The organism is Pontitalea aquivivens (genome assembly GCF_046507575.1).
Lineage (GTDB): Bacteria > Pseudomonadota > Alphaproteobacteria > Rhodobacterales > Rhodobacteraceae > Pontitalea > Pontitalea aquivivens.
Genome location: NZ_JBKFEY010000012.1, coordinates 1 through 20,149, shown reverse-complemented (window position 1 = coordinate 20,149; position 20,149 = coordinate 1). Strand labels below are relative to the sequence as shown.

At 61.7% G+C, this 20,149-nt stretch carries 19 protein-coding genes; 15 read left to right on the top strand and 4 right to left on the bottom strand.

Features of this window, described 5'->3' with window-relative positions:
• Positions 1-605: 605 nt before the first annotated feature.
• From ACK8OU_RS12950 to ACK8OU_RS12905, 10 genes are all read left to right on the top strand, one after another.
• Complete coding sequence (locus ACK8OU_RS12950) at positions 606-1,592, top strand: hypothetical protein (protein ID WP_410303836.1); 987 nt, start codon at positions 606-608, stop codon at positions 1,590-1,592.
• 29 nt (positions 1,593-1,621) lie between these two features.
• Complete coding sequence (locus ACK8OU_RS12945; protein WP_410303835.1) at positions 1,622-2,935, top strand: NAD(P)/FAD-dependent oxidoreductase; 1,314 nt, start codon at positions 1,622-1,624, stop codon at positions 2,933-2,935.
• Between the two features lie 17 nt (positions 2,936-2,952).
• On the top strand, positions 2,953-4,257 hold the full coding sequence (locus ACK8OU_RS12940) for an NAD(P)/FAD-dependent oxidoreductase (protein WP_410303834.1): 1,305 nt from the start codon (positions 2,953-2,955) through the stop codon (positions 4,255-4,257).
• Between the two features lie 58 nt (positions 4,258-4,315).
• Entirely contained in the window at positions 4,316-5,062 is a 747-nt protein-coding gene (locus ACK8OU_RS12935; protein ID WP_410303833.1) for an IclR family transcriptional regulator, read from the top strand.
• A gap of 206 nt (positions 5,063-5,268) precedes the next feature.
• On the top strand, positions 5,269-6,132 hold the full coding sequence (locus ACK8OU_RS12930) for a transporter substrate-binding domain-containing protein (protein WP_410303832.1): 864 nt from the start codon (positions 5,269-5,271) through the stop codon (positions 6,130-6,132).
• 57 nt (positions 6,133-6,189) lie between these two features.
• Positions 6,190-6,855, top strand: a complete 666-nt coding sequence (locus tag ACK8OU_RS12925) for an amino acid ABC transporter permease (protein WP_410303831.1) — start codon at positions 6,190-6,192, stop codon at positions 6,853-6,855.
• Positions 6,856-6,870: 15 nt separating this feature from the next.
• Positions 6,871-7,536 (top strand): amino acid ABC transporter permease, encoded by a 666-nt coding sequence (locus tag ACK8OU_RS12920; protein ID WP_410303830.1) that lies wholly within the window; start codon positions 6,871-6,873, stop codon positions 7,534-7,536.
• Positions 7,537-7,542: 6 nt separating this feature from the next.
• Positions 7,543-8,331 carry an amino acid ABC transporter ATP-binding protein gene (locus ACK8OU_RS12915; protein ID WP_410303829.1) on the top strand — a complete coding sequence of 263 codons (789 nt, stop codon included), beginning with the start codon at positions 7,543-7,545 and terminating at the stop codon, positions 8,329-8,331.
• A gap of 15 nt (positions 8,332-8,346) precedes the next feature.
• The gene (locus ACK8OU_RS12910; protein WP_410303828.1) at positions 8,347-8,949 is read left to right on the top strand and encodes a glutathione S-transferase family protein; all 603 of its coding nucleotides are present in this window, start codon (positions 8,347-8,349) and stop codon (positions 8,947-8,949) included.
• 53 nt (positions 8,950-9,002) lie between these two features.
• The gene (locus ACK8OU_RS12905) at positions 9,003-10,616 is read left to right on the top strand and encodes an acetolactate synthase large subunit (protein WP_410303827.1); all 1,614 of its coding nucleotides are present in this window, start codon (positions 9,003-9,005) and stop codon (positions 10,614-10,616) included.
• 50 nt (positions 10,617-10,666) lie between these two features.
• Here the strand turns inward: ACK8OU_RS12905 and ACK8OU_RS12900 are convergent, their stop codons facing one another.
• Complete coding sequence (locus tag ACK8OU_RS12900) at positions 10,667-11,608, bottom strand: LysR substrate-binding domain-containing protein (protein ID WP_410303826.1); 942 nt, start codon at positions 11,606-11,608, stop codon at positions 10,667-10,669.
• A 107-nt stretch (positions 11,609-11,715) separates the two neighbouring features.
• On the opposite strand from ACK8OU_RS12900, the gene hglS reads away from it, so the two are divergent.
• The 5 genes from hglS (at position 11,716) to ACK8OU_RS12875 (ending at position 17,346) form a co-directional block, all read left to right on the top strand.
• Positions 11,716-13,086, top strand: coding sequence for a 2-oxoadipate dioxygenase/decarboxylase HglS (hglS, locus tag ACK8OU_RS12895; RefSeq protein WP_410303825.1), 1,371 nt, complete (start codon positions 11,716-11,718; stop codon positions 13,084-13,086).
• A 12-nt stretch (positions 13,087-13,098) separates the two neighbouring features.
• Positions 13,099-14,625: an L-piperidine-6-carboxylate dehydrogenase gene (amaB, locus tag ACK8OU_RS12890; protein WP_410303824.1), complete on the top strand. Its 1,527-nt coding sequence runs from the start codon at positions 13,099-13,101 to the stop codon at positions 14,623-14,625.
• 27 nt (positions 14,626-14,652) lie between these two features.
• The gene (locus ACK8OU_RS12885) at positions 14,653-15,861 is read left to right on the top strand and encodes a pyridoxal phosphate-dependent aminotransferase (RefSeq protein WP_410303908.1); all 1,209 of its coding nucleotides are present in this window, start codon (positions 14,653-14,655) and stop codon (positions 15,859-15,861) included.
• Between the two features lie 183 nt (positions 15,862-16,044).
• Entirely contained in the window at positions 16,045-16,392 is a 348-nt protein-coding gene (locus ACK8OU_RS12880) for a hypothetical protein (RefSeq protein WP_410303823.1), read from the top strand.
• Between the two features lie 72 nt (positions 16,393-16,464).
• The gene (locus tag ACK8OU_RS12875) at positions 16,465-17,346 is read left to right on the top strand and encodes an NAD(P)-dependent oxidoreductase (protein WP_410303822.1); all 882 of its coding nucleotides are present in this window, start codon (positions 16,465-16,467) and stop codon (positions 17,344-17,346) included.
• A gap of 224 nt (positions 17,347-17,570) precedes the next feature.
• Here ACK8OU_RS12875 and ACK8OU_RS12870 read toward each other — a convergent pair whose 3' ends face one another.
• The 3 genes from ACK8OU_RS12870 to ACK8OU_RS12860 form a co-directional block, all read right to left on the bottom strand.
• On the bottom strand, positions 17,571-18,203 hold the full coding sequence (locus ACK8OU_RS12870; protein ID WP_410303821.1) for a c-type cytochrome: 633 nt from the start codon (positions 18,201-18,203) through the stop codon (positions 17,571-17,573).
• On the bottom strand, positions 18,200-19,462 hold the full coding sequence (locus ACK8OU_RS12865; RefSeq protein WP_410303820.1) for a PQQ-dependent sugar dehydrogenase: 1,263 nt from the start codon (positions 19,460-19,462) through the stop codon (positions 18,200-18,202). Before ACK8OU_RS12865 ends, ACK8OU_RS12870 begins: the two co-directional genes overlap by 4 nt.
• A gap of 176 nt (positions 19,463-19,638) precedes the next feature.
• Positions 19,639-19,962, bottom strand: coding sequence for a ribbon-helix-helix domain-containing protein (locus tag ACK8OU_RS12860; RefSeq protein ID WP_410303819.1), 324 nt, complete (start codon positions 19,960-19,962; stop codon positions 19,639-19,641).
• Positions 19,963-20,149 lie beyond the last annotated feature (187 nt).

Below are 20,149 nucleotides of genomic sequence, written 5' to 3'. Positions count from 1 at the left end.
ATCGTCAACATGCCTTTGAAGGTAGGCTCTTGGCATGGTGAAAACAAGCTTGCCTGCCGGAAACCGGGAATAGAAGCAGACTGTCGCCTTTCTGGCACAGCCCGAACGAAACCGAGAGCAGGCAGATCAGGCTTTCCCACGGACGGGTTGACGACACGGACAAGGGCATCCCCGTCAATTCAATTCTCAAGCCGATCTGGGAAAAGCACCGTATGACCGCGGTGAACGGCCTCGATGGTATCTGCCATATGCCCGTCCCGTTGCCATGCGAAACCCAACCGCAAACGACGGTTTCCACAGGGCCCCGGCCTGGGTGGCTGCGATCCGGCCGCCGCCACTGCCCGCCATGGATGGCGTGGCCGGCAGTGGCTTTCAACCGCGTGGAAGCCGGCTTCTGGATAAGACAGGATGGCAAGAAGCACATTCCGCAGCAACGGATGTGAAAGGCAGAAAGGAAAAGGCCGGCATTGGTTTGATGGCTGAACGATCGCGTTGACATTACAGGAAAGGTGGTGCACATATTACATCATGTTGCATTTTGTGCAACATTTGACAAAGCGATTGACGTGCCCGGCAGGCGCGTGTGACAGACTTGGGAGTCCTACATGATCAGCACTGTTCTACCTCGGAACCGTCGGTTCAAGCTTTCGGCGGCACGCCGCGTTCTTTCTCGCGAAATGATTATGGACGCGGGCAACCTCGCCTTCCCAATGGCGGTGGACGCGAATCTGTCGGACTCTGTCGAGATGGCTCAGATGCCTGGGACCTTCCGTTATTCGATACCGGCGGCGGTTGAAAAGGCGCGCGAGCTGGTTGAACTGGGTGTTCCGGCGATCTATCTGATCGGCATCCCGAAGCACCGTGATGGCCGCGGCAGCGACGCCTTCAACGAAAATGGCGTCATTGTGGAAACGACCAAGAGGATCAAGGACGCGGTCGGCGACAGGTTGGCAATCATCGGCGACAGCTACATGGGATATTTCACCGATCACATGATCGGAGGGGTGCTGGACGCCAACCAGCGCATTCTGGACAAGGAAACGCTGGACTCTGTTGCCAGGACGGCCGTGGCCTGGGGCAGGGCTGGCGTAGATGTGCTGTGCTGTTCGACCATGGTTGATGGTCGCGTTGCCGCCGCGCGTGTCGCTCTGGATGCCGAGGGTCTTGATGACATGATCCTGATGTCGTCGGTCAAGTATAATTCCGCCTTCTTCAAGGCTGGTACCGGCACCACCGCGACGGGGGGCAGCTATGGTTTCGACAAGCGCGTGTTCTATCTTGAGCCGCATAACGCCCAGGATGCGCTTCGCATCATGGAGGCGGATGTCCGGCAAGGGGCTGAAATGATCAATATCAAGCCCGCGATTCCCTACATGGATTTGATCCGCATGGCCGCAGATCGCTATGAGATGCCTGTCTCGGCCTATTCCATCAGCGGCGACTATTCGATGATCCATTTCGGATCGAAAGGCGCCGGAATGGACGAGATGGAATGTGCCATGGAACTGGTCACGAGCCTGCGCCGCGCCGGGGCCGATCTGGTTATCACCTATTGGGCGCCGCAATTGGCGCGCATCCTGAACGGCAAGTGATCGACAAGGTTGCAGCGACGGAAGCGAAGATGAGCGACAGTATCCTTACCCCGGATTTCACCGACCGTTCCTATTGGCTGACTTCGGCGCCGGCGCCAAGGTTTGCCAGCGCCGCGCTGCCTGCAGAGGCCGACGTTCTTGTGGTGGGGGCGGGGTTGACCGGCCTTGCCGCAGGGCATGATCTGGCTCGTGGGGGGCGCTCGGTCGTGATCCTCGATGCCGGACAGCCCGGCGAGGGCGCGAGCTCGCGCAACGCAGGAATGTTGGGGCGCAACACGAAACATTCGTTTCTTGGCCTGTCGCGGTCGATCGGGCAGGACAAGGCCACCCGGTTCTTCAGGGATCTTGACGAAGTGTTTCGCGCCGCGCTTGTGCGGATAAAGCAAGAGGCCCTGGATTGCGACTATCAGCAGAACGGTCGCATTGTCCTTGCCCATACGCCTGCACAGTTTGATGGGCTGCGTCGGGAATATGAGGCCCGCAAGCAGCATCTTGGCGATGACATATCCATACTGGACGGCAATCTGGGTGATGAGATCGGATCCCGACAGTTCTGTGGCGGGGTACTGGTGCATGACAACGGGGCGGTTCATGCGGGGCGTTTTACCCAGGCCTTCTTGCGGCGTGCGATTGCGGCGGGGGGGCAGGTTGTTTCCGATTGTCCAGTCCTTTCCATCCAGTCGCGGGGCAAAGGCCATCTGGTGCGGACCTCTCAGGGCGAGATCCGGGCCCGTGACGTAGTTCTTTGCACCAATGGCTACACCGCCGGTCTTGTCCCATGGGTCTCGCGGCGCCTGATCCAGATCGAGAGTTATCTGGCCGCGACCGAGCCCTTGCCCCCGGACGTGATCGCCAGCATTTTCCCGGGCAACCGGACCTATATCGATACGACGCGCCGGCCAATGTCGATGCGCCTGTCGCCGGATGGCCGGCGGGTACTGTTCGGCAGCCGCACGGGCGAACCGCGCGGCCAATCGATCCAGGAAACGGCGGCGTTAATCCACAAGGACCTGACGACAGTGTTTCCACAACTGAGAGGCTGGAAACTGTCGAATGTTTGGGGGGGGCGCTGCGGGGTAACCTGGGACTTCTTTCCGCATGTTGGCCGGCATGACGGGATCCACTACGCGCTTGGTTACAACTTTTCCGGTTTGGCGATGGCGCCTTGGCTGGGTGGGATCTTGGCGCGGCAGGTACAGGGTGCGCCGGTCGATACGGATTTCCAGCGCCGGGTCTTTCCGGGGGTTGTGTGGCCTGCACGCGCCTTTGATGCTGCGGCCACGCGCCGGATTATCCGTTTCTATGGTTGGCGCGATCACGCCGCGATGCGCCGCACGGTCTGACCTTCCAGGATGTTGACATGACCCGCCCCCCTCTTTCCCCCGATTTTTGCCAGAAACCCTTCTGGGCTGATGGACTGGCATCCCTGCCGCTGCCGTCACAGCTTCCCCGACAAGCAGATGTGGTCGTTGTCGGGGCCGGCTTGACCGGCCTGTCGGCGGCCCATCGCCTGGCATCTGCCGGGCGCGATGTCCTGGTGCTCGACGCCGAAGAGCCCGGGGCGGGCGCAAGCGCGCGCAATGCCGGGATGTTGGGCAAGGCGGGACGTCAATCCCTGTTGTTGTTGTCCAGGGAAATCGGGCGTGACAAAGCCGTAGAGTTTTTTCGTGAACAGGCCGCGATCTTTCAGGAAAGCGTCGACAGGATCCAGTCCGGGAACCTGGAGTGCGATTTCCGCATTTCCGGTCGTTTCATCGGGGCGTTGAGCCAGAAGCATTACGATGGGCTTGCCAGGGAATTCGAGGCCAGAGGCAAATTGCTTGGTGAGGAGTATGAACTTGTTCCGGGCAGCGCGGCCGGTGAGATGGGATCGGACAAATATTACGGTGGGGTGGTGGTGCGCGATAGCGCGTCGTTGAACCCGGCCCGTTATACGCGAGCGATGCTGCTGCGTGCTGAAAAAGCAGGGGCCAAGATCATCGGTCACGCACGCGTGACCAGGCTTGCGCAGGAAGCGGACAGATGGGTTGTCAGCGTCGGTCGCCACAGGATTCGCGCAGGCCAGGTGCTTGTTGCGACCAACGGCTATACGGATGCATTGGTGCCCTGGCTGAACCGCCGCTTGTTGCCGATCAATGCCTATATGGTTGCCACAGAAGAACTGCCTGCGGGACTTGCGGCCGAGATCCTGCCCAACAACCGCACTTACATCGACAACACGCGCGCCACCCGATACATGCAATTGTCCGCCGACGGCAAGCGGCTGGTTTTCGGTTCAAAGACCGGGCGACGCCCGATCGGCGGGCTGAAGGGCCTCGCGCGCGAAATTCACCAGGATATCATGTTCCTGTTCCCCCAGATGGAAAATGTGCAGCTTACCCATGCGTGGGGTGGGCGCTGCGCCGCGACGTGGGACATGTATCCCCATGTAGGAAGCCATGAGGGCCTGCATTATGCCCTTGGGTATTGCTTTGGTGGCCTGCTTTTTGCGCCCTACCTTGGGCGTAAGGCGGCCGAACGCATCCTGCAGAGCGGGGACCAGGAAACCGCTTATGATCGGGAATTCCCGTTGGTGCCGATGCATGCAAGGGTTCTCAGACGCTATACCACGCCCATTGCGACACGCTATTATGCCTGGGCGGACCGACCAAAGGCAAAAGCCTGATCTTGGCCTTCCCGCAACAAGATGCATATAGAGAAATATGTTGCATCCGCCGCGCCGCATGGCCGGCATTGAAAGTTGGGAAGATCTTGTGAAAGTCGCAGAAAACGTCGTCGAAGTGCTGAAGCTGTTGATGCGGTCGGATGGGGAAGTCTCCGTCTCGGAAGTCGCGCGGCATCTGGGATTGAACCGCAGCACCGCCTCACGCCTGATGGCATCGCTGCGAGAGCAGGGATTGTTGCTGCAAGACAGCCGTAGCGCCAAGTATCAACTGGGCGTCCTGGCTTTGCAGCTTGGTGCTTTTGCACAGCAAAGCTTTGACTATTTTGATTGGGTGCGCGCATCGCTGGGCGATCTTGTCGAGGCCGCGAAGCACACCGCCTGTATCGGTATGCTGGATGGTCCCGATCTGGTGATCGCTTACAGCCACCGGCACCGGGATAATGCGGTCAATCTGTCGTTCGACATCGGCGCGCGGCTGCCGGCGCATATCAGCTCGCTGGGTAAGGTGCTTCTGGCGCGGAAAACCGAGGAAGAGTTCCTGCAGTTAATGGCCGATCGTCCCGAGGCGCTGGGTTTTCTGGAGAAGTCCGACGCTGTTCGTCGCGAAGGTTTTGCGGTGTCGCGCGATGAGCTGGCGAAAGGTGTGACGTCTTATGCTGTCTGCCTGACCGGAGATCCGCGTCTGGATATAGCGGTCGGAATCGCCATGTTCTCGTCGCCCGAGACCGCTCAGGACGAGGCGTGTGTGAAGCGGGCGCTCCTGGATTTCAAAGCGCGCATGGAAGCGCGGCCCGGGCGCGCGTGAAATGGTCAAAGGCCGTGGCGCGCGTGTTTTCCGCGCCATTCCCGCAGTCTTAAAAGTCGTTTGATCAACGGTTCTGGATGCGTCGAGTGGCTTGACAGGAACTGCTTGATTGGTGCACTGTAAGCATCATGTTGCACAATAAGCAACATTAGATACGATAACCGATGCGGGGCTACGGCTCCGAACGACCAACACGGAGACTGCTGATGAGTAAGATACTTCGTCGTTTACTGGCCCCCGTCCTTGCGACGGCGCTCGCATTCGCGACAACGGCCCCTGCTGCCCATGCCCAGGATTCGAGCTGGGACCGGATAAACGAATCAAAGGTGGTTCGCCTGGGCGTTGCGCCTTATGCACCGTTTTCCTACAAAGACGCGCTTGGCACCTCGGGCGGCGGCGTCAAGCAGGGCAGCGACACTTGGCGTGGTGTGGCCGTGATGCTGGGCCAGGAAGTGGCCAAGTCGCTTGGCGCCGAGATCGAGATCGTCGAGCTGTCCTGGGCCGGTGCCGTTGCCGCCATTCAGACGGGTCAGGTCGACCTCTTCCTGGGCCTTGATGGAACGCCGCAGCGCGCCGCCGCGATCGAATTCATTCATACACCAGTCTACAAATATGGTGTGGTCTTCTTCGGGCGCGAAGACCTGTCGGTCGGCAACTGGGCCGACCTTGACAGGCCTGATGTGAAGTTGGGCGTGGTCAATGGAACCAACTTCGATTCGATGCTGCAGAAGTTTGCACCCAACGCGTCCATTCAACGGTTCCCGTCAACGTCGGAGGTGCTGGCGGCCTTCCAGACTGGCCAGATCGATGGCACCATCGCCACGCCGTCTGCTTCGGACACGGCAAAGGCCAAGATGAACAAGGGGCAAGTCGCGCTGCTCAAGGATCCTGCGATCTATCTTCCGATCGTGGCGGCCATTCCTCCGCAGCAGGATCAGCGCTGGCGGCATTTCCTGGAAACGACCTTCGCATACATGACCGATGTTGGCACGACGCAGGCCATCTATCAGCAAGAACTGGCGGCCAGCGGGATCAAACCTGAAGATGTCTCCGTAGAATTCATCCAATGATGATACGGATCCGGCCCGGAACACGGGCCGGATCAGCCAACCAGACCAGGATTGCACATGTACGAATGGAATTTCGAGCCTGTCATGCGGAACAAGGCGCTCTTGGCCGAGGGCCTTGTCGGCACGCTTCAGTTGTCGGCCAGCGCCCTTGCGATCGCCATCCCGCTGGGCCTTGTGCTTGCCTTGATGCGCCTGTCTGGATTTGGCGTTCTGGCGCGGATCGGAACCGGCCTGGTCTATGTGCTGCGTTCGACGGCGTTGATGGTTGTGATCTTCTGGTTCTATTTCGCACTTCCTGCGCTGCTTGGCACGGCGGTCAGCCCCTATCTTGCCGCGACCTTGGCGCTTGGTATCCAGAGTTCGGGCTATTTCGGAGAGTTGTTTCGCGGCGGCATCGTCTCTGTTCCTGCCGGCCAGTCCGAGGCAGGTAAGGCGCTTGGTCTTAGCCGTGCCCAGACGATGCGTTCGATCATCTTGCCGCAGGCGGTGCGGAGAATGCTTCCTGTGTTTCTGCTGACCTCGATCGACCTTGTGAAGGCCACCTCACTTGCCGCGGTCATCACCTTTCAGGACCTCACATATCAGGCAACACGCATCGCCGCGGAGTCCTATCGGCCAATGGAGACATTCGCGGTTGTGGCTGTGATTTACTTCATCTTGTTCTCGGGTGCCTCAGCACTGACCCATCATGTCGAACGGCGACTGGCCGTGTCGGACCGTTGAGCGAGGAACGACGCGATGAGCCAATATTTCGATATCCAGATCCTTCTGAACTATCATACGTTGTTCTTGCGCGGTTTGCTCAACACGCTGCTTCTGACCGGAACCACGATGGTCGCAGGGCTTTTGATGGGCTTGCTGCTGGGGTTGGCCCGGGGGGCGAAGGCGTCATGGCTGCGTCTTCCCGCAGCCGCCTATGTCGGCCTGATCCGCAACACGCCGCTTCTGATCCAACTCTTCTTCTTCCAGGCCTTCGCGCCGATTTTGCTGGGCATTCAAAATAGTCCCTTCTTCGTCGCGATCAGCGCCTTTGCACTGTATAATATCGCCTACTGCAGCGACATCTATCGTAGCGGTCTGCAGTCCATCGTCGTCGGACAGTATGAAGCGGGTAAGGCGCTGGGCCTCAGCAAGCGGCAACAGCTTATTTACATCGTGATCCCGCAGGCTGTGCGGCGCATGGTGCCCGCCTTTACCAACCGGGCAATTGAGGTGGCAAAACTGACCACCATTGCTTCGACCGTGGCTTATGGTGACCTGCTGTATTACGCCAAGCTGGTTTCTGACACCGAATATCGCCCGATCGAAACCTATTCGATCGTCGCCCTGATCTTCATCATCGTTCTCATACCTTTCAGCGTCCTTGCGAAGACCCTCGAGGATCGGCTGAACAAAGCGAGGTAAGCTCCCATGACGGAAGTTCTCCGTGTTGAAAGCCTCAGCAAATGCTTCGGCGACCTGAAGGTTCTCAAATCAATTGATCTCTCCGTGAAGGCGGGGGAAACTGTAGTGCTTCTGGGTTCCAGTGGTTCGGGCAAGAGTACACTGCTGCGGTGTCTGAATTTCCTCGAAGTGCCGACGACCGGGCGGATCTGGCTGAATGGTCGGCAGGTCGGCCAGGATGGTGGCAGTGGACAACCAAGATACAGCGAGGCGAAGCTGACCGCGATCCGGGCGCAGGTCGGTATGGTGTTCCAGCAGTTCAACCTGTTCCCGCATATGACGGTGGCGGAAAACATCATGCTTGCCCCGATCAAGGTGAAGGGCCTTTCCTCTGCCGAGGCCCGCAAACGGGCGCTTGCCGAACTGGCCCGGGTGGGTATCGCCGAAAAGGCCGATGAATATCCCGCCCGCTTGTCCGGTGGTCAGCAGCAGCGCGTGGCAATCGCCCGTGCGCTTGCGATGGACCCGCAGGTCATGTTGTTTGATGAGGCGACATCGGCGCTCGATCCCGAACTTGTTGGCGAAGTGCTTGAGGTCATGCGCCAACTCAGCCGTGATCGGGTCACGATGGTTATCGTGACGCACGAACTTGGGTTCGCCTATCATGTCGCGGACCGCATCGTCTTCCTGCATCAGGGTATGATCCACGAACAGGGCACGCCGCAGCAGGTCTTGATCTCGCCTCAGCAGGAACGGACGCGAGAGTTCCTCAAGGGGCACGACAAATTCCGTTTGCCGCACGCAGATACCGTCTGAACCAGAGCAGAGCACATGAAACTGTATCATTCCCGTCTGTCCCCCTTTGCGCGCAAGGTAACCATTCTTGCCGGGGAACTGGGCCTGACCGGCCGGATCGAGCTAATCCACGGAAACGGCAATCTTATGCTGCGTGACACCGGGTTCCGCGCGATGAACCCTTCGGGCCAGATTCCGACGTTGGTAAGCGACGATGGCGAGATTCTGTTCGACAGCCCCGTGATTTGCGAATTTCTGGATGCATTTGCCGGGGGCGATCTGATCGGCAAGGGGCCGCAACGCTGGCGTAACCTGCGCGATCAGGCCCTTGGCGACGGTATGTGCGATGCAGCCTTGCAATTGCGTTATGACATCGGACTTCGTCCGGCCAATCGGCAATGGGACGAGTGGCAGGCGGCGTGGCGCGGCAAGATCGAAGACAGCCTCGCCTGGATCGAAGCGCGAACCGGCCATTTTGATGGGCGCCATGATATTGGCCCGATTTCGGTTTTTTGTGCGCTGTCGTTTATTGACAACCGCATCCCTGAGCTGTGCTGGCGTCAGACTTGCCCGGGTGTGGCGTCCTGGTTCGATGCCTATGCCACACGACCAGCTGTCGCGGCAACACATCCTTACTGACCGGGTCCGGGGCTGGCTACAATATCGATGCCGCATCCGAAAAGGAGGTCGCAGTGACCGAACGGACGTTCTCTGGTGCCGAAGCATTGGTTGAAACCCTGATCCATGGGGCAGTTTCAACTTGCTTCGCCAATCCCGGGACCAGCGAAATGCACTTTGTTGCGGCGCTTGACCGCTCTCCTGGGATCAGATGCGTTCTTGGGCTGCAGGAAAACGTGGTGACCGGAATGGCAGACGGCTATTTCCGGGTCGCGCGGCGGCCGGCGGCAACCCTGTTGCATTGTGGTCCGGGGCTTTCGAATGGTCTGGCCAATCTGCACAATGCGCGCCGCGCGGGCGCAGGGATTGTGAATATCGTGGGGGATCATGCCTTGGCGCATGTTCCTTATGACAGTCCGTTGACATCGGATGTGGTGGCGCTTGCAAAGACATGCAGTCATTGGTGCGGCCTTCCTGCATCCCCCGAAGATCTTGGAGAATATGCTGCAAGAGCCGTTCAGGTGGCCAGGCAGTCATATGGAAAGATCGCAACGCTCGTGTTGCCTGCCGATGTATCATGGGGGCTGGGCGCGTCACCTGGTTCCCTGGGGTTGATCGAGCGGCCTGAACCGGTGACCCCGTTTCAAATCGAGCGTGCGGTTTCCGCATTGCGTGGGCCTGGGCGCAGCCTGTTGCTGCTTGGGACGCCCGCCGTGGGGCCGGATGCACACATGTTGCTTGCCGGCTTGCAGGAACTGGGCGTGGATCTGATGTTGAGTTCGCTCGTATCCGTCTTGCCGGTTGGGCGTGGTCGCCTTCCACTCCCAAGGGTTCCGTATGGTGTCGAAGATGCCCTCGACAGCCTGGAACCGTATGATCATGTGATCCTTGTCAACTGCCCGCCACCGACCGCGTTTTTTCTTTACCCTGGACGGCCGAGTCTGCTGTCGCGGGCTGATGCCGAAATCATTGAATTGTCACGCCCTGATCAGGATGCCCTGGCCGCGCTGGCAGGTGTTTTGGTGGCGCTGGGAGGTACGCCCTGTGCGCCTCCCGAGGTTGTGCAAGACATCCCGGCAATCGATCATAGGGGGCCGATTGATGCTGATGGTTTTGCCGAGGTGGTTTGTGCGCTGTTGCCCCGGGATGCTATTGTTTGTGACGAGGCAATCACTTTGGGCAGTGGTTTTCCCGCGCGTCTGGCTAACGTGAACCCGTGTGACTGGCTGAGCATGGTCGGCGGCGCTATCGGTGGTGGTTTGCCAATGGCGACCGGCGCCGCGATTGGGGCCGCTGACGTTGGGCAAGGTCATCGTCGCGTCGTTTCCATTCAGGCGGACGGATCTGCAGCGTATACCTTGCAGGCTCTCTGGACCCAGGCACGAGAGAACCTGCCCTGTACGACGCTCTTGCTGAACAATCGCAAGTACGCGATCTTGCAAGGGGAATATACCAAGGTCGGCGCGACGCCCGGTCAAACGGCGTTTGACATGCTTTCCCTGGACAGGCCGGGCGTGGACTGGGTGAAGGTGGCGGAGTCCTTCGGCGTGAATGCGACAGCCGTTACAACCCTGGAGGGTCTTCATGATGCCCTCACCCGGGCCTTGTCGTTGGACGGCCCCTGTTTGATTGATGTGCAATTCGCCGAAAGCGACGGGATGTTGGCTGATCAGTCTGTGGCAAACTGATTAGGGCCTGCCTGCCTGCCGGGACGTCTTCGACCGCCGGACCGAGGGATCTAGCGTGCTGACGTTTTTCCCGCCTGTGGCTTTGTCTCTGGCGTTCGTGTCTGGTTGGCGGTGCCGATCTGGCCCAGAATCCAATCCCGGAACAGCTTGCTGGCCTGATGGTTCTGCCGGTCCTCGGGCATCACGACATAATAGGCATTGTCGGTTTCCATTGGCGCATCAAGCAACTGCACCAGATCTCCCGAAGCCAGCTCGCGTTCGACAAGATAGGTCGGCAGCAGCCCTACTCCGAGGCCGGAAATCGCCGCGGCGATCAGCATGGAAAATTGGTCGAAACGCTGGCCCCGATAAATTGGAGCGCCGTTCCCATACAGGTCGAACCATTGCATCCAAAGGCGGGGGCGGCTGAGCAGGTGCAACAGCGGGGCCTCTGCCAGTCCTTCGGGCGTTGGCTCGATCCGGGTGGCCATGGCGCGGCTGGCGACCGGCACGACAACCTCGGTACACAGGAAATCCGCCACCGCGCCCGGCCAGACCGGTTTGCCATAGTGGATCGTCAGGTCCAACGGATCCTCGTCAAAGCTGAAGGGTCTGTCGCGCGATTCTATGGTCAGCGCGATCGCCGGGTTCAGGGCCATGAAGTCGACCAGCCGTGGCACCAGCCAGCGCACCCCAAAGGTCGGAAGGGTGCCGATCCGCAGTTGCTGGGTCACCGGGCCTGCGGCCAGCGTGTCAAGCATCAGGCTTTCCGCCTCTGTCAGAAGGCGGCGCACCTCGGGCAGGGCCCTGGCGCCAGCCTCGGACAGCACGACACGCTGCCGGATCCGCTCGAACAGGCGTTGGCCGGTTCGGGCCTCCAGATCCTTGATCTGACGGCTGACGGCGCTTTGTGTCAGGCTCATTTCCTCGGCCGCGCGCGAGAAGTTGCCGTGGCGGGCGGCGGCCTCGAATGTCGCCAGCATGGACAGGTCAGGCAAAAGGCTGCGACGCATGTTCATTCCCGTAGCGCATAAACCCCTTTGAAATTGTCACAACACTAGGTCTTTAACAAGCGATATGGTGCGTTTTGAAAATGAACTTCTTGGAAATTCCAAACGCCATGCCACATTCTAAAGTCTCTGCCGATACCATCCGCGCCCGGTTCTCGGCGGCAATGTCCGCTATGTATCGTGACGAAGTGCCGGCCTATGGTACGCTGATGGATCTTGTCGCCAGCGTGAATGCGCAAACCCTCGCCGCCGATCCGCACCTGCGCGCGCGGCTGGTCGCAACCGACGAACTGGCCCGCATTTCGGATGAGCGTCACGGCGCGATCCGCCTTGGCACAGCTGCCGAACTGGCGATGATGCGGCGGGTCTTTGGTGTGATGGGCATGTTCCCCGTCGGCTATTATGACTTGTCCGAGGCCAATGTGCCGGTTCATTCGACCGCATTCCGCCCGGTCGAGGCTGCAAGCCTCCGTCGCAATCCGTTCCGGGTTTTCACCTCCTTGTTGCGCCTTGATCTGATTGCCGATGTGGATCTTCGCGCCCAGGCCAAGGCCGTGCTGGAAACCCGTCAGATCTTTACGCCGGCCGCTATCGCCCTGGTCGAGCAGGCAGAGGTCGAGGGCGGCCTTGATGACGCCGGCGCAGATCGCTTCGTCGCCGAGGTGCTGGAGACGTTCCGCTGGCATGATCGCGCCAGTGTGTCCGCGGATCTTTACCACCGCCTGCACGACGCGCACCGCCTGATTGCCGATGTCGTTTGTTTCCGTGGGCCGCATATCAACCATCTGACCCCGCGCACGCTGGACATTGACATGGTGCAGGACCGAATGCCCGCGCATGGCATCGTGCCCAAGGCCGTGATCGAGGGGCCGCCCGCCCGGCGCTGCCCGATCCTTTTGCGCCAGACCTCGTTCAAGGCCCTTGAAGAGCCGGTCGCGTTCCGTGACGGCGAGACCTGGGTCCCCGGCCAGCACACTGCCCGGTTCGGTGAAATCGAGCAGCGCGGCATCGCGCTTACCCCGAAGGGGCGTGCACTCTATGACAGATTGCTGACGGAAGCCCGGAACCTTGTCCGCCCTGCCGCCGATGGGTCGAACACCGCAGACTATCTTGCGGCCCTGCGGACGACCTTTGCCGCCTTTCCCGATGACTGGGACACGATCCGTCACGAAGGTCTTGGTTATTTTTCCTGGTCGCTGACCGAGGCAGGCAAGGCCTGGCGCGGCCCGGTCACGGCACAAGACGCCTTGGACAAAGGTCTGATCCAGGCCGATCCGATTGTTTACGAGGATTTCCTGCCGGTGTCGGCCGCTGGGATATTCCAGTCCAATCTTGGCGATGACGCGCAGCAGGACTTTGCTGCCAGCCCCAACCAGCGCCGGTTCGAGGCCGATCTTGGTGCCGTCGTCCTGAACGAATTCGACCATTACGCCGGGATCGAGGCCGCTTCGCGGCGCGCCTGTCTTGATGCCCTTGCCTGAAAGGAAATGACAATGACCGCTTCCCAAACCATCGCCGCCGAAGCTGCCGCCATCCTGGAGCGGCTTGGCGTGCCCGCCGTCGCCCGTACCGGGGGCAGCCTGATCGCGCGCACCCCGGTCACCGGCGAGGAAACCGGCCGCCTGCCGATGGCAACCCCCGCCGATGCCCAAGCCGCCATCCATGCCGCAGAGCAGGCTTTCAAGGTCTGGCGCCTGGTTCCCGCCCCGCGCCGCGGTGAACTGGTGCGCCTGCTGGGCGAGGAGCTGCGCGCCGCCAAGGCCGATCTGGGCCGGCTTGTGTCGATCGAGGCGGGCAAGATCCCCTCGGAAGGTCTGGGCGAGGTGCAGGAGATGATCGACATCTGCGACTTTGCCGTCGGCCTGTCGCGCCAGTTGTATGGCTTGACCATTGCCACCGAGCGCCCCGGTCACCGGATGATGGAAACCTGGCACCCGCTGGGTGTGGTCGGTGTCATCACGGCGTTCAATTTCCCGGTTGCGGTCTGGGCCTGGAACGCGGCGCTTGCGCTGATTTGCGGCAATGCCGTGATCTGGAAGCCCTCGGAAAAGACGCCGCTGACCGCGCTGGCGACGCAGGCCATTTTCACCCGCGCGCTTGCCCGCTTTGGGGATGCGCCAGAAACGCTGGCGCAACTGCTGATCGGGGCAGGCGACATCGGCGCGGTGCTGGTCGAAAGCCCGAAGGTGGCGCTGATCTCGGCAACGGGTTCGACGCGGATGGGGCGGATTGTCGGGCCGAAGGTCGCGGCCCGGTTCGGCCGCACGATTCTGGAACTTGGCGGCAACAACGCCGGGATCGTCTGCCCGTCAGCTGATCTTGACATGACGCTGCGCGCGATTGCCTTCGGTGCGATGGGCACGGCGGGACAGCGATGCACCACGATGCGGCGGCTGTTCGTGCATGACAGTGTGGCCAAGGCGTTCTTGCCGCGGCTGAAGAAGGCCTGGTCAAGCGTGACCGTCGGCAACCCGTTGACCACGCAGGCCCTGGTCGGGCCGTTGATTGACGAAGCGGCCTACGATGCGATGCAGCGTGCGCTGGAGGAAGCCCGTGGCCTTGGCGGAATCGTGACGGGTGGCGAGCGGGTGCACGATGTCGCACCCGCAGCGGCGGTCTATGTCCGGCCCGCGCTGGTCGAGATGCCCACCCAGGTCGGTCCGGTCCTCGAAGAGACCTTCGCTCCGATCCTGTATGTGATGACCTACCGCGACTTCGATACCGTAATCGACCTGCACAACGCCGTCGGGGCGGGGCTGTCATCCTCGATCTTCACCACCGATCTGCGTGAGATGGAAATGTTCCTGTCGGCGGCGGGGTCTGATTGCGGCATCGCCAACGTGAACCTCGGGACGTCCGGGGCGGAAATTGGTGGTGCCTTCGGGGGTGAGAAAGAGACAGGCGGCGGGCGCGAAAGCGGATCGGATGCCTGGCGGGCCTACATGCGGCGCGCGACCAACACGATCAACTATTCCCGCGCGCTGCCCCTGGCACAGGGCGTGGTGTTTGACATCGACTGAGTACAGGGAGAGACCGGAATGACCGACATGCCCGCCTTTACCCCGGCGCAGCGTATTGCCGCGCTTGAGGTGTCCGAGATCCTGGCGATCACCGGCCGCGCAAATGCGATGAAGCGGCAGGGCCTGCCGGTCATTATCCTTGGCGCCGGAGAACCGGATTTCGATACGCCAGCGCCGATCCGGGAGGCCGCGAAAGACGCCATCGACCGCGGTGAGACGAAATATACCGCGCTTGACGGCACGCCCGCGCTGAAGGCGGCGATCCGCGACAAATTCCTGCGCGAGAACCGGCTGGACTATGCCCTTGAGGAAATCACCGTGGGGACAGGTGCCAAGCAGATCCTGTACAATGCGATGATGGCCTCGCTGAACGATGGTGACGAGGTCATCATCCCGATGCCCTGCTGGACGTCGTATCCCGATATCGTCCGCATCGCCGGAGGCGTTCCGGTGCCGGTGGTTTGTGGCCCCGCGACCGGCTTTCGGATCACTGCCGCCCAGTTGGAGGCGGCGATCACGCCCAGAACGCGCTGGGTGCTGTTCAACTCGCCCTCCAACCCGACCGGCGCGGCCTATTCCGAGGCCGACTATAGACCGCTGATCGAGGTGCTGTTGCGCCATCCGCAGGTCTGGCTGCTGGTGGATGACATGTATGAACATATCGTCTACGACCATTTCCGCTTTGTCACGCCCGCCCAGCTGGAGCCCCGGCTCAAGGGGCGCACGCTGACCGTGAACGGCGTCTCCAAGGCTTATGCGATGACCGGCTGGCGGATCGGCTATGGTGGCGGCCCCGAGGCGCTGATCCGGGCGATGGGGGTGGTGCAAAGCCAGTCAACCTCTTGTCCGTCGTCGATCAGCCAGGCGGCGGCGGTGGCGGCGCTGAACGGCCCGCAGGACTTTCTGGCCGAGCGGCGCGACAGTTTCCGCCGACGCCGCGATCTGGTGGTAGAGGCGCTGAACGCGATCCCGGGCATCAGCTGTCGCAGCCCCGAGGGGGCGTTCTATGTCTTTGCTGAATGTGGTGGCCTGCTTGGGCGGACAACGCCAGAGGGCAGGGTGCTGCAGACCGACCGTGACTTTTGCGCCTGGGTTCTGGAGGCCGGGCATGTCGCCATGGTTCCGGGGGCGGCGTTCGGTGCTTCGCCGTGCTTCCGCATTTCCTACGCGACCTCAGAGGCCGAACTGACCGAGGCAATGGCCCGCCTTGCCCGTATTTGCGCCACGCTGTCATGACCCCGCGCCTCGCCGACCCGACCTTGCCTGCGGACAGGGAACCTGCATTTATGGCAAGACCTCGGCGCATGTGCGCGGGCTGCGATTGATCCTGGCCGATGGAACCGACCACTGGTCAGAGCCTGTCGATGCCGCCGGGCTTGAATCCCTGATCGCGCGGGTCTATCCGGCCTGAACCGGTTCATGACTGGCTATGACCTTGCGCATCTGCGCGACGGTCAGGTGGATGTCCCGCCGACCCGCGACGAATGCGACAAGCTTGGCTTGCAGGTTGACGTGCAGTTGCCACAGGAATGGCTGGCCGGCCACCTTGATCGTCTGTCACCCACGCACCTGCCCGCATCGCTGCGCCTGATGCTGCACTGCACGGAACGGGCGATGGTGCCCCGTGCCGGGGCGGACTGGCATGCGGTGTTTCGCGCGGCGGGGACAAGCCGGAGATTCCGGTCGCAGGATGTTGCGGCATGGCGGGAACCTTCGGGCATGAAGCGGACGATGTCCTTCGGTTCAGAAAGCCGGCGGGGGTCATAAGATCGGGCTATAGGGCCTTGGGCGCAGCGGACCTTTGCGCGATCCTGCCGTCACAGGCAGGGAGGTGGCATCATGCAGACAGGAATGGGCCCGAAGATCGCGCTGATCGGATTTGGAGAGGCGGGGCAAGCCTTCGCCCAGGGGTGGCACGGGCAAGGTGTGGGGGCGATTTCGGCGTTTGACCTGAAATCGCTGTATGCCGGGGCGCATGATCCGCTGGTCAAAGCCGGTGCCGGTCGGGGCGTTACGGTTTGCGGCGGCCGGGAACAGGCGCTTGCGGGCGCAAGCCATGTATTCTGCCTTGTGACCGCCGATCAGGCGCGGGCCGCGGCCGATGAATGTGCGCCCCATCTTGCACCCGGCGCGCTGTGGTTTGACGGCAATTCCTGCGCGCCCGAGACCAAGCGCGCGGCTTCCGGGGTCATTGAACGCGCAGGCGGGCGCTATGTGGATACGGCCATCATGGCGCCTGTGCATCCGCGCCTGCATCGCACGCCGATGCTGTTGTCGGGGCCGCATGCCGACACGGCGGCGGCGCAGCTGGCGGCGCTGGGCATGGCGGTGCAGGTTGCTGGTATGGGGGTGGGCGATGCGTCCAGCGTCAAGATGCTGCGCTCGGTGATGGTCAAGGGTATCGAAGCACTGCATGCGGAATGTTTTCTTGCCGCCCGCCGCGCCGGGGTTGAGGCACAGGTTCTGGCCTCGCTGATGGGGTCGAACCCGGAAATCGACTGGCCCCGGCAGAGCGCCTACAACCTTGAACGCATGATGAGCCACGGCCTTCGTCGCGCCGCCGAGATGCGCGAGGTGGTCGCGACGCTGCAGGATCTGGGCTTTTCAGGTGCCGTGACCGCGGCAGTGGCCGACTGGCATCAGCGCATCGGCGAAATGGCGATTGGCCCGGGCGAGGGTGATCTTGTCCAGCGTGCCGACCGCATTCTGGCGGGGCTGTGACAACGGCCTGATGCCTTTGCTGTTACGCCCGGGCCGGCGGGGTCCTGCCCGGGCGCGCGTCACCGCCCAGCCGAACGGTTCCAGATTGCCGAAATGGCCGGCAAAGCGCGCCGCAACCAGATGGATCACCCCGCGCGTCAGGTTATCGGGGCGAATGTCGAGCGACAGGCCCGGCATGGAGGGCCTGCCCCGCATCATCTGTCACACCCGCCATTCGCCGGGCTCTACTCGGCCAGATCGATCCTGATCTTGATGGCGGAATACCAATCCGCAACGGCACGGATGTCGGTGTCGGTCATGCCTTGGGCGATCGGTGTCATGATGTCATGCACACGCTTGCCGCTGCGAAAGGCTTTCAGCTGGGTGTCGATGTAGATGTTTGTCTCGCCTGCCAGATTGGGTGCATCGGGGATCTGGGCAAGTCCGTCGGTGCCGTGGCAGGCCAGACAGGCCTCTGGCGCCGCGGCGGGGTCGGCGGGGGGGGCGACGGTGACGGAATGCCCCGAATACCAGGCCGCCAGATCACGGATCTGCTGATCGCTCAGCGACCGCGCGACGATCGACATCATCTCATGTTCGCGCGTGCCATCACGGAAGGCTGTCAGCTGATGGATGATATAGTCCACCGGCTCGCCACCGATATGGGGGGCGATGGGGATCTGCGCCATGCCATCCAGGCCATGACAGGTGCGGCATTGGCCGGCCAGAATCCGGCCCGCTGCCCGGTCGCCCGTGGCTTCCACAACCGGGTCCGACAAAGATGCCGGTTTTTCCGCATCCGATGTGCCTGCCGCATCGGCAGGGACGCCCCCGGCGAGGATAACCCCGCCGAGAGCCAGAACCGCAATCAATCTCATTGCGCAGGTGTTCCCACATAGGCGATGCGCCAGATCGCGCCGGCGAAATCATCGGATACCAGCATCGAGCCATCGGGCAGGAAGGCAATATCCATTGGCCGACCGCGGTATTCGCCGGTCTCTTTATTCAGCCAGCCCGAGGCAAAGACCTCGGTGCCCGCGGCGTTGCCTTCCTCATCCAGGCGGGTGAACATCACCTGCGCGCCCACCGGCACGGTGCGGTTCCACGACCCGTGCTGGGCCGAGAAGATGCCACCGCGATATTCTTCGGGGAAGGAATTGCCCTTGTAGAAGCTCATGCCAAGATCGGCGGCATGCGCCTGCATTTCCACCTGCGGTTCGACGAATTCAACGCCTTCGGGGCGGGGAACGCCCTTGAAATCGGGGATCTCGATGCGCGAATTCGTCCAGGGGAAGCCAAAGTGCTGGCCGGCGGCGGTCTGGCGGTTCAGCTCGCCCGGGGGGATGTCGTCACCCATGCCGTCAACCTGATTGTCGGTGAACCACAGATCACCATTGGCCGGGTTGAAATCGTGCCCGACCGAGTTGCGGATGCCGCGGGTATAGACCTCACGCCCCGATCCGTCGGTGTTCATGCGGACGATCCCGCCGATGCCGATCTTGTCATAAAGTTCCACCTTGTCGGCGGGCTGAATGTTATGCGGCTGACCCAGCGAGATATAAAGTTTGCCATCGGGCCCCACGCGGCAGATCCGGGCCGTGTGGTTGAAGCTTTCTTCGTCTGCCGGGATCAGCTCGCCCTTGGCAACGACCGTGCCCACCGCCGGATCCGGCCCTTCAAAAAAGAATTCGGCCGCGGGGAACACCAGGACGCGGTTGCGTTCGGCGATATACAGGAACCCGTCCTTCGAGAAGCAGGGCCCGTTGGGAATGTCAAAGGTGACCGAGGGCGCGAAATCCATGACCTGATCGGCCACGCGGTTGCGGTCGCGGTCGACGACAGACCAGACCTTGTCCTTGCGGGTGCCGACGAAGACAACCGTGCCCTGCGGCGCCACCGCCATCGAACGCGCATCGGGAACGATTGCATACAGGCTGGCCTCGAATCCATCGGGGACCTTGATGTGGGGCACGATCGCCGCCAGCGCCTCGGCGGTCGGGCCGGTCTGGTCGATTACCGTAAAAGTGGCGTCGGTGCGCTGCATGTTGGACAGTTTCTCCATATTGTCCTGCGCGCTTGCGGCTGTGCCGAGCGCGGTGGACAGGAACAGTCCGGCAATAATCGCTGATCTTTTCATGATTTTCCTCCCTTGGTTTGGTCCGTTTCGGGCGGGTGCCCGCCACGCGCCTCCCCGACGCGCGGTAGCTCGATGGTCAGACTTCGCCGTAACCCTTCAAATCCGGGGTTTTGGTAAGGCTAACGGACCAATTTCGGCAGGGGGTAGTAACCCGATACTACATTCACATTTTCGGGCTATTCCGCCGCGACCCGGGTCTCGGGCCGGACCGGCGGGCGCCGCCCGACCTGTGGCACCTTGTCCAGTTCGCCCAGATGGATGGTGCAGGCACAGCGCAGCAGGGATGTGAAGTTCGTCGCCTCGCCATGTTGCTCCAGCACTTCGGAATGCAACCGCGACAGAAAGGCGGGTGTGGTTGTGCCTTCACTGGTGGCCATCTGGTCGAGAATCAACCAGAATGCCCGTTCCAGACGGATGCTTGTCGACTGGCCGTTCAGGCGCAGTCGGCGGGTAACCGATTCGTAGCGGGTCGGGTCCTGACCCGAAAAGATCTGACACATGATGAAGTCCTCCCTGATCCGATGATGATCGATCGGATCAACGCGTCAACAGATTTGGGGCGCGGAATCCCGGGGCAGACCGGGGCACCTGGGGGCTGTCCTGCATCGCCAAACCCATTCGCACAGGCGGGCAGGGGCCGATTCCCCGGCCTTTGCGGTGGTTTTTCGGGAATCGCTGCGGGGCTTC

Bases quoted from the DNA above. Each gene is read 5' to 3' on its own strand.
- ACK8OU_RS12950 (WP_410303836.1), top strand. From the start codon at position 606: ATGATCAGCACTGTTCTACCTCGGAACCGTCGGTTCAAGCTTTCGGCG.
- ACK8OU_RS12945 (WP_410303835.1), top strand. From the start codon at position 1,622: ATGAGCGACAGTATCCTTACCCCGGATTTCACCGACCGTTCCTATTGG.
- ACK8OU_RS12940 (WP_410303834.1), top strand. From the start codon at position 2,953: ATGACCCGCCCCCCTCTTTCCCCCGATTTTTGCCAGAAACCCTTCTGG.
- ACK8OU_RS12935 (WP_410303833.1), top strand. From the start codon at position 4,316: ATGGCCGGCATTGAAAGTTGGGAAGATCTTGTGAAAGTCGCAGAAAAC.
- ACK8OU_RS12930 (WP_410303832.1), top strand. From the start codon at position 5,269: ATGAGTAAGATACTTCGTCGTTTACTGGCCCCCGTCCTTGCGACGGCG.
- ACK8OU_RS12925 (WP_410303831.1), top strand. From the start codon at position 6,190: ATGTACGAATGGAATTTCGAGCCTGTCATGCGGAACAAGGCGCTCTTG.
- ACK8OU_RS12920 (WP_410303830.1), top strand. From the start codon at position 6,871: ATGAGCCAATATTTCGATATCCAGATCCTTCTGAACTATCATACGTTG.
- ACK8OU_RS12915 (WP_410303829.1), top strand. From the start codon at position 7,543: ATGACGGAAGTTCTCCGTGTTGAAAGCCTCAGCAAATGCTTCGGCGAC.
- ACK8OU_RS12910 (WP_410303828.1), top strand. From the start codon at position 8,347: ATGAAACTGTATCATTCCCGTCTGTCCCCCTTTGCGCGCAAGGTAACC.
- ACK8OU_RS12900 (WP_410303826.1), bottom strand. From the start codon at position 11,608: ATGCGTCGCAGCCTTTTGCCTGACCTGTCCATGCTGGCGACATTCGAG.
- hglS (WP_410303825.1), top strand. From the start codon at position 11,716: ATGCCACATTCTAAAGTCTCTGCCGATACCATCCGCGCCCGGTTCTCG.
- amaB (WP_410303824.1), top strand. From the start codon at position 13,099: ATGACCGCTTCCCAAACCATCGCCGCCGAAGCTGCCGCCATCCTGGAG.
- ACK8OU_RS12885 (WP_410303908.1), top strand. From the start codon at position 14,653: ATGCCCGCCTTTACCCCGGCGCAGCGTATTGCCGCGCTTGAGGTGTCC.
- ACK8OU_RS12880 (WP_410303823.1), top strand. From the start codon at position 16,045: ATGACTGGCTATGACCTTGCGCATCTGCGCGACGGTCAGGTGGATGTC.
- ACK8OU_RS12875 (WP_410303822.1), top strand. From the start codon at position 16,465: ATGCAGACAGGAATGGGCCCGAAGATCGCGCTGATCGGATTTGGAGAG.
- ACK8OU_RS12870 (WP_410303821.1), bottom strand. From the start codon at position 18,203: ATGAGATTGATTGCGGTTCTGGCTCTCGGCGGGGTTATCCTCGCCGGG.
- ACK8OU_RS12865 (WP_410303820.1), bottom strand. From the start codon at position 19,462: ATGAAAAGATCAGCGATTATTGCCGGACTGTTCCTGTCCACCGCGCTC.
- ACK8OU_RS12860 (WP_410303819.1), bottom strand. From the start codon at position 19,962: ATGTGTCAGATCTTTTCGGGTCAGGACCCGACCCGCTACGAATCGGTT.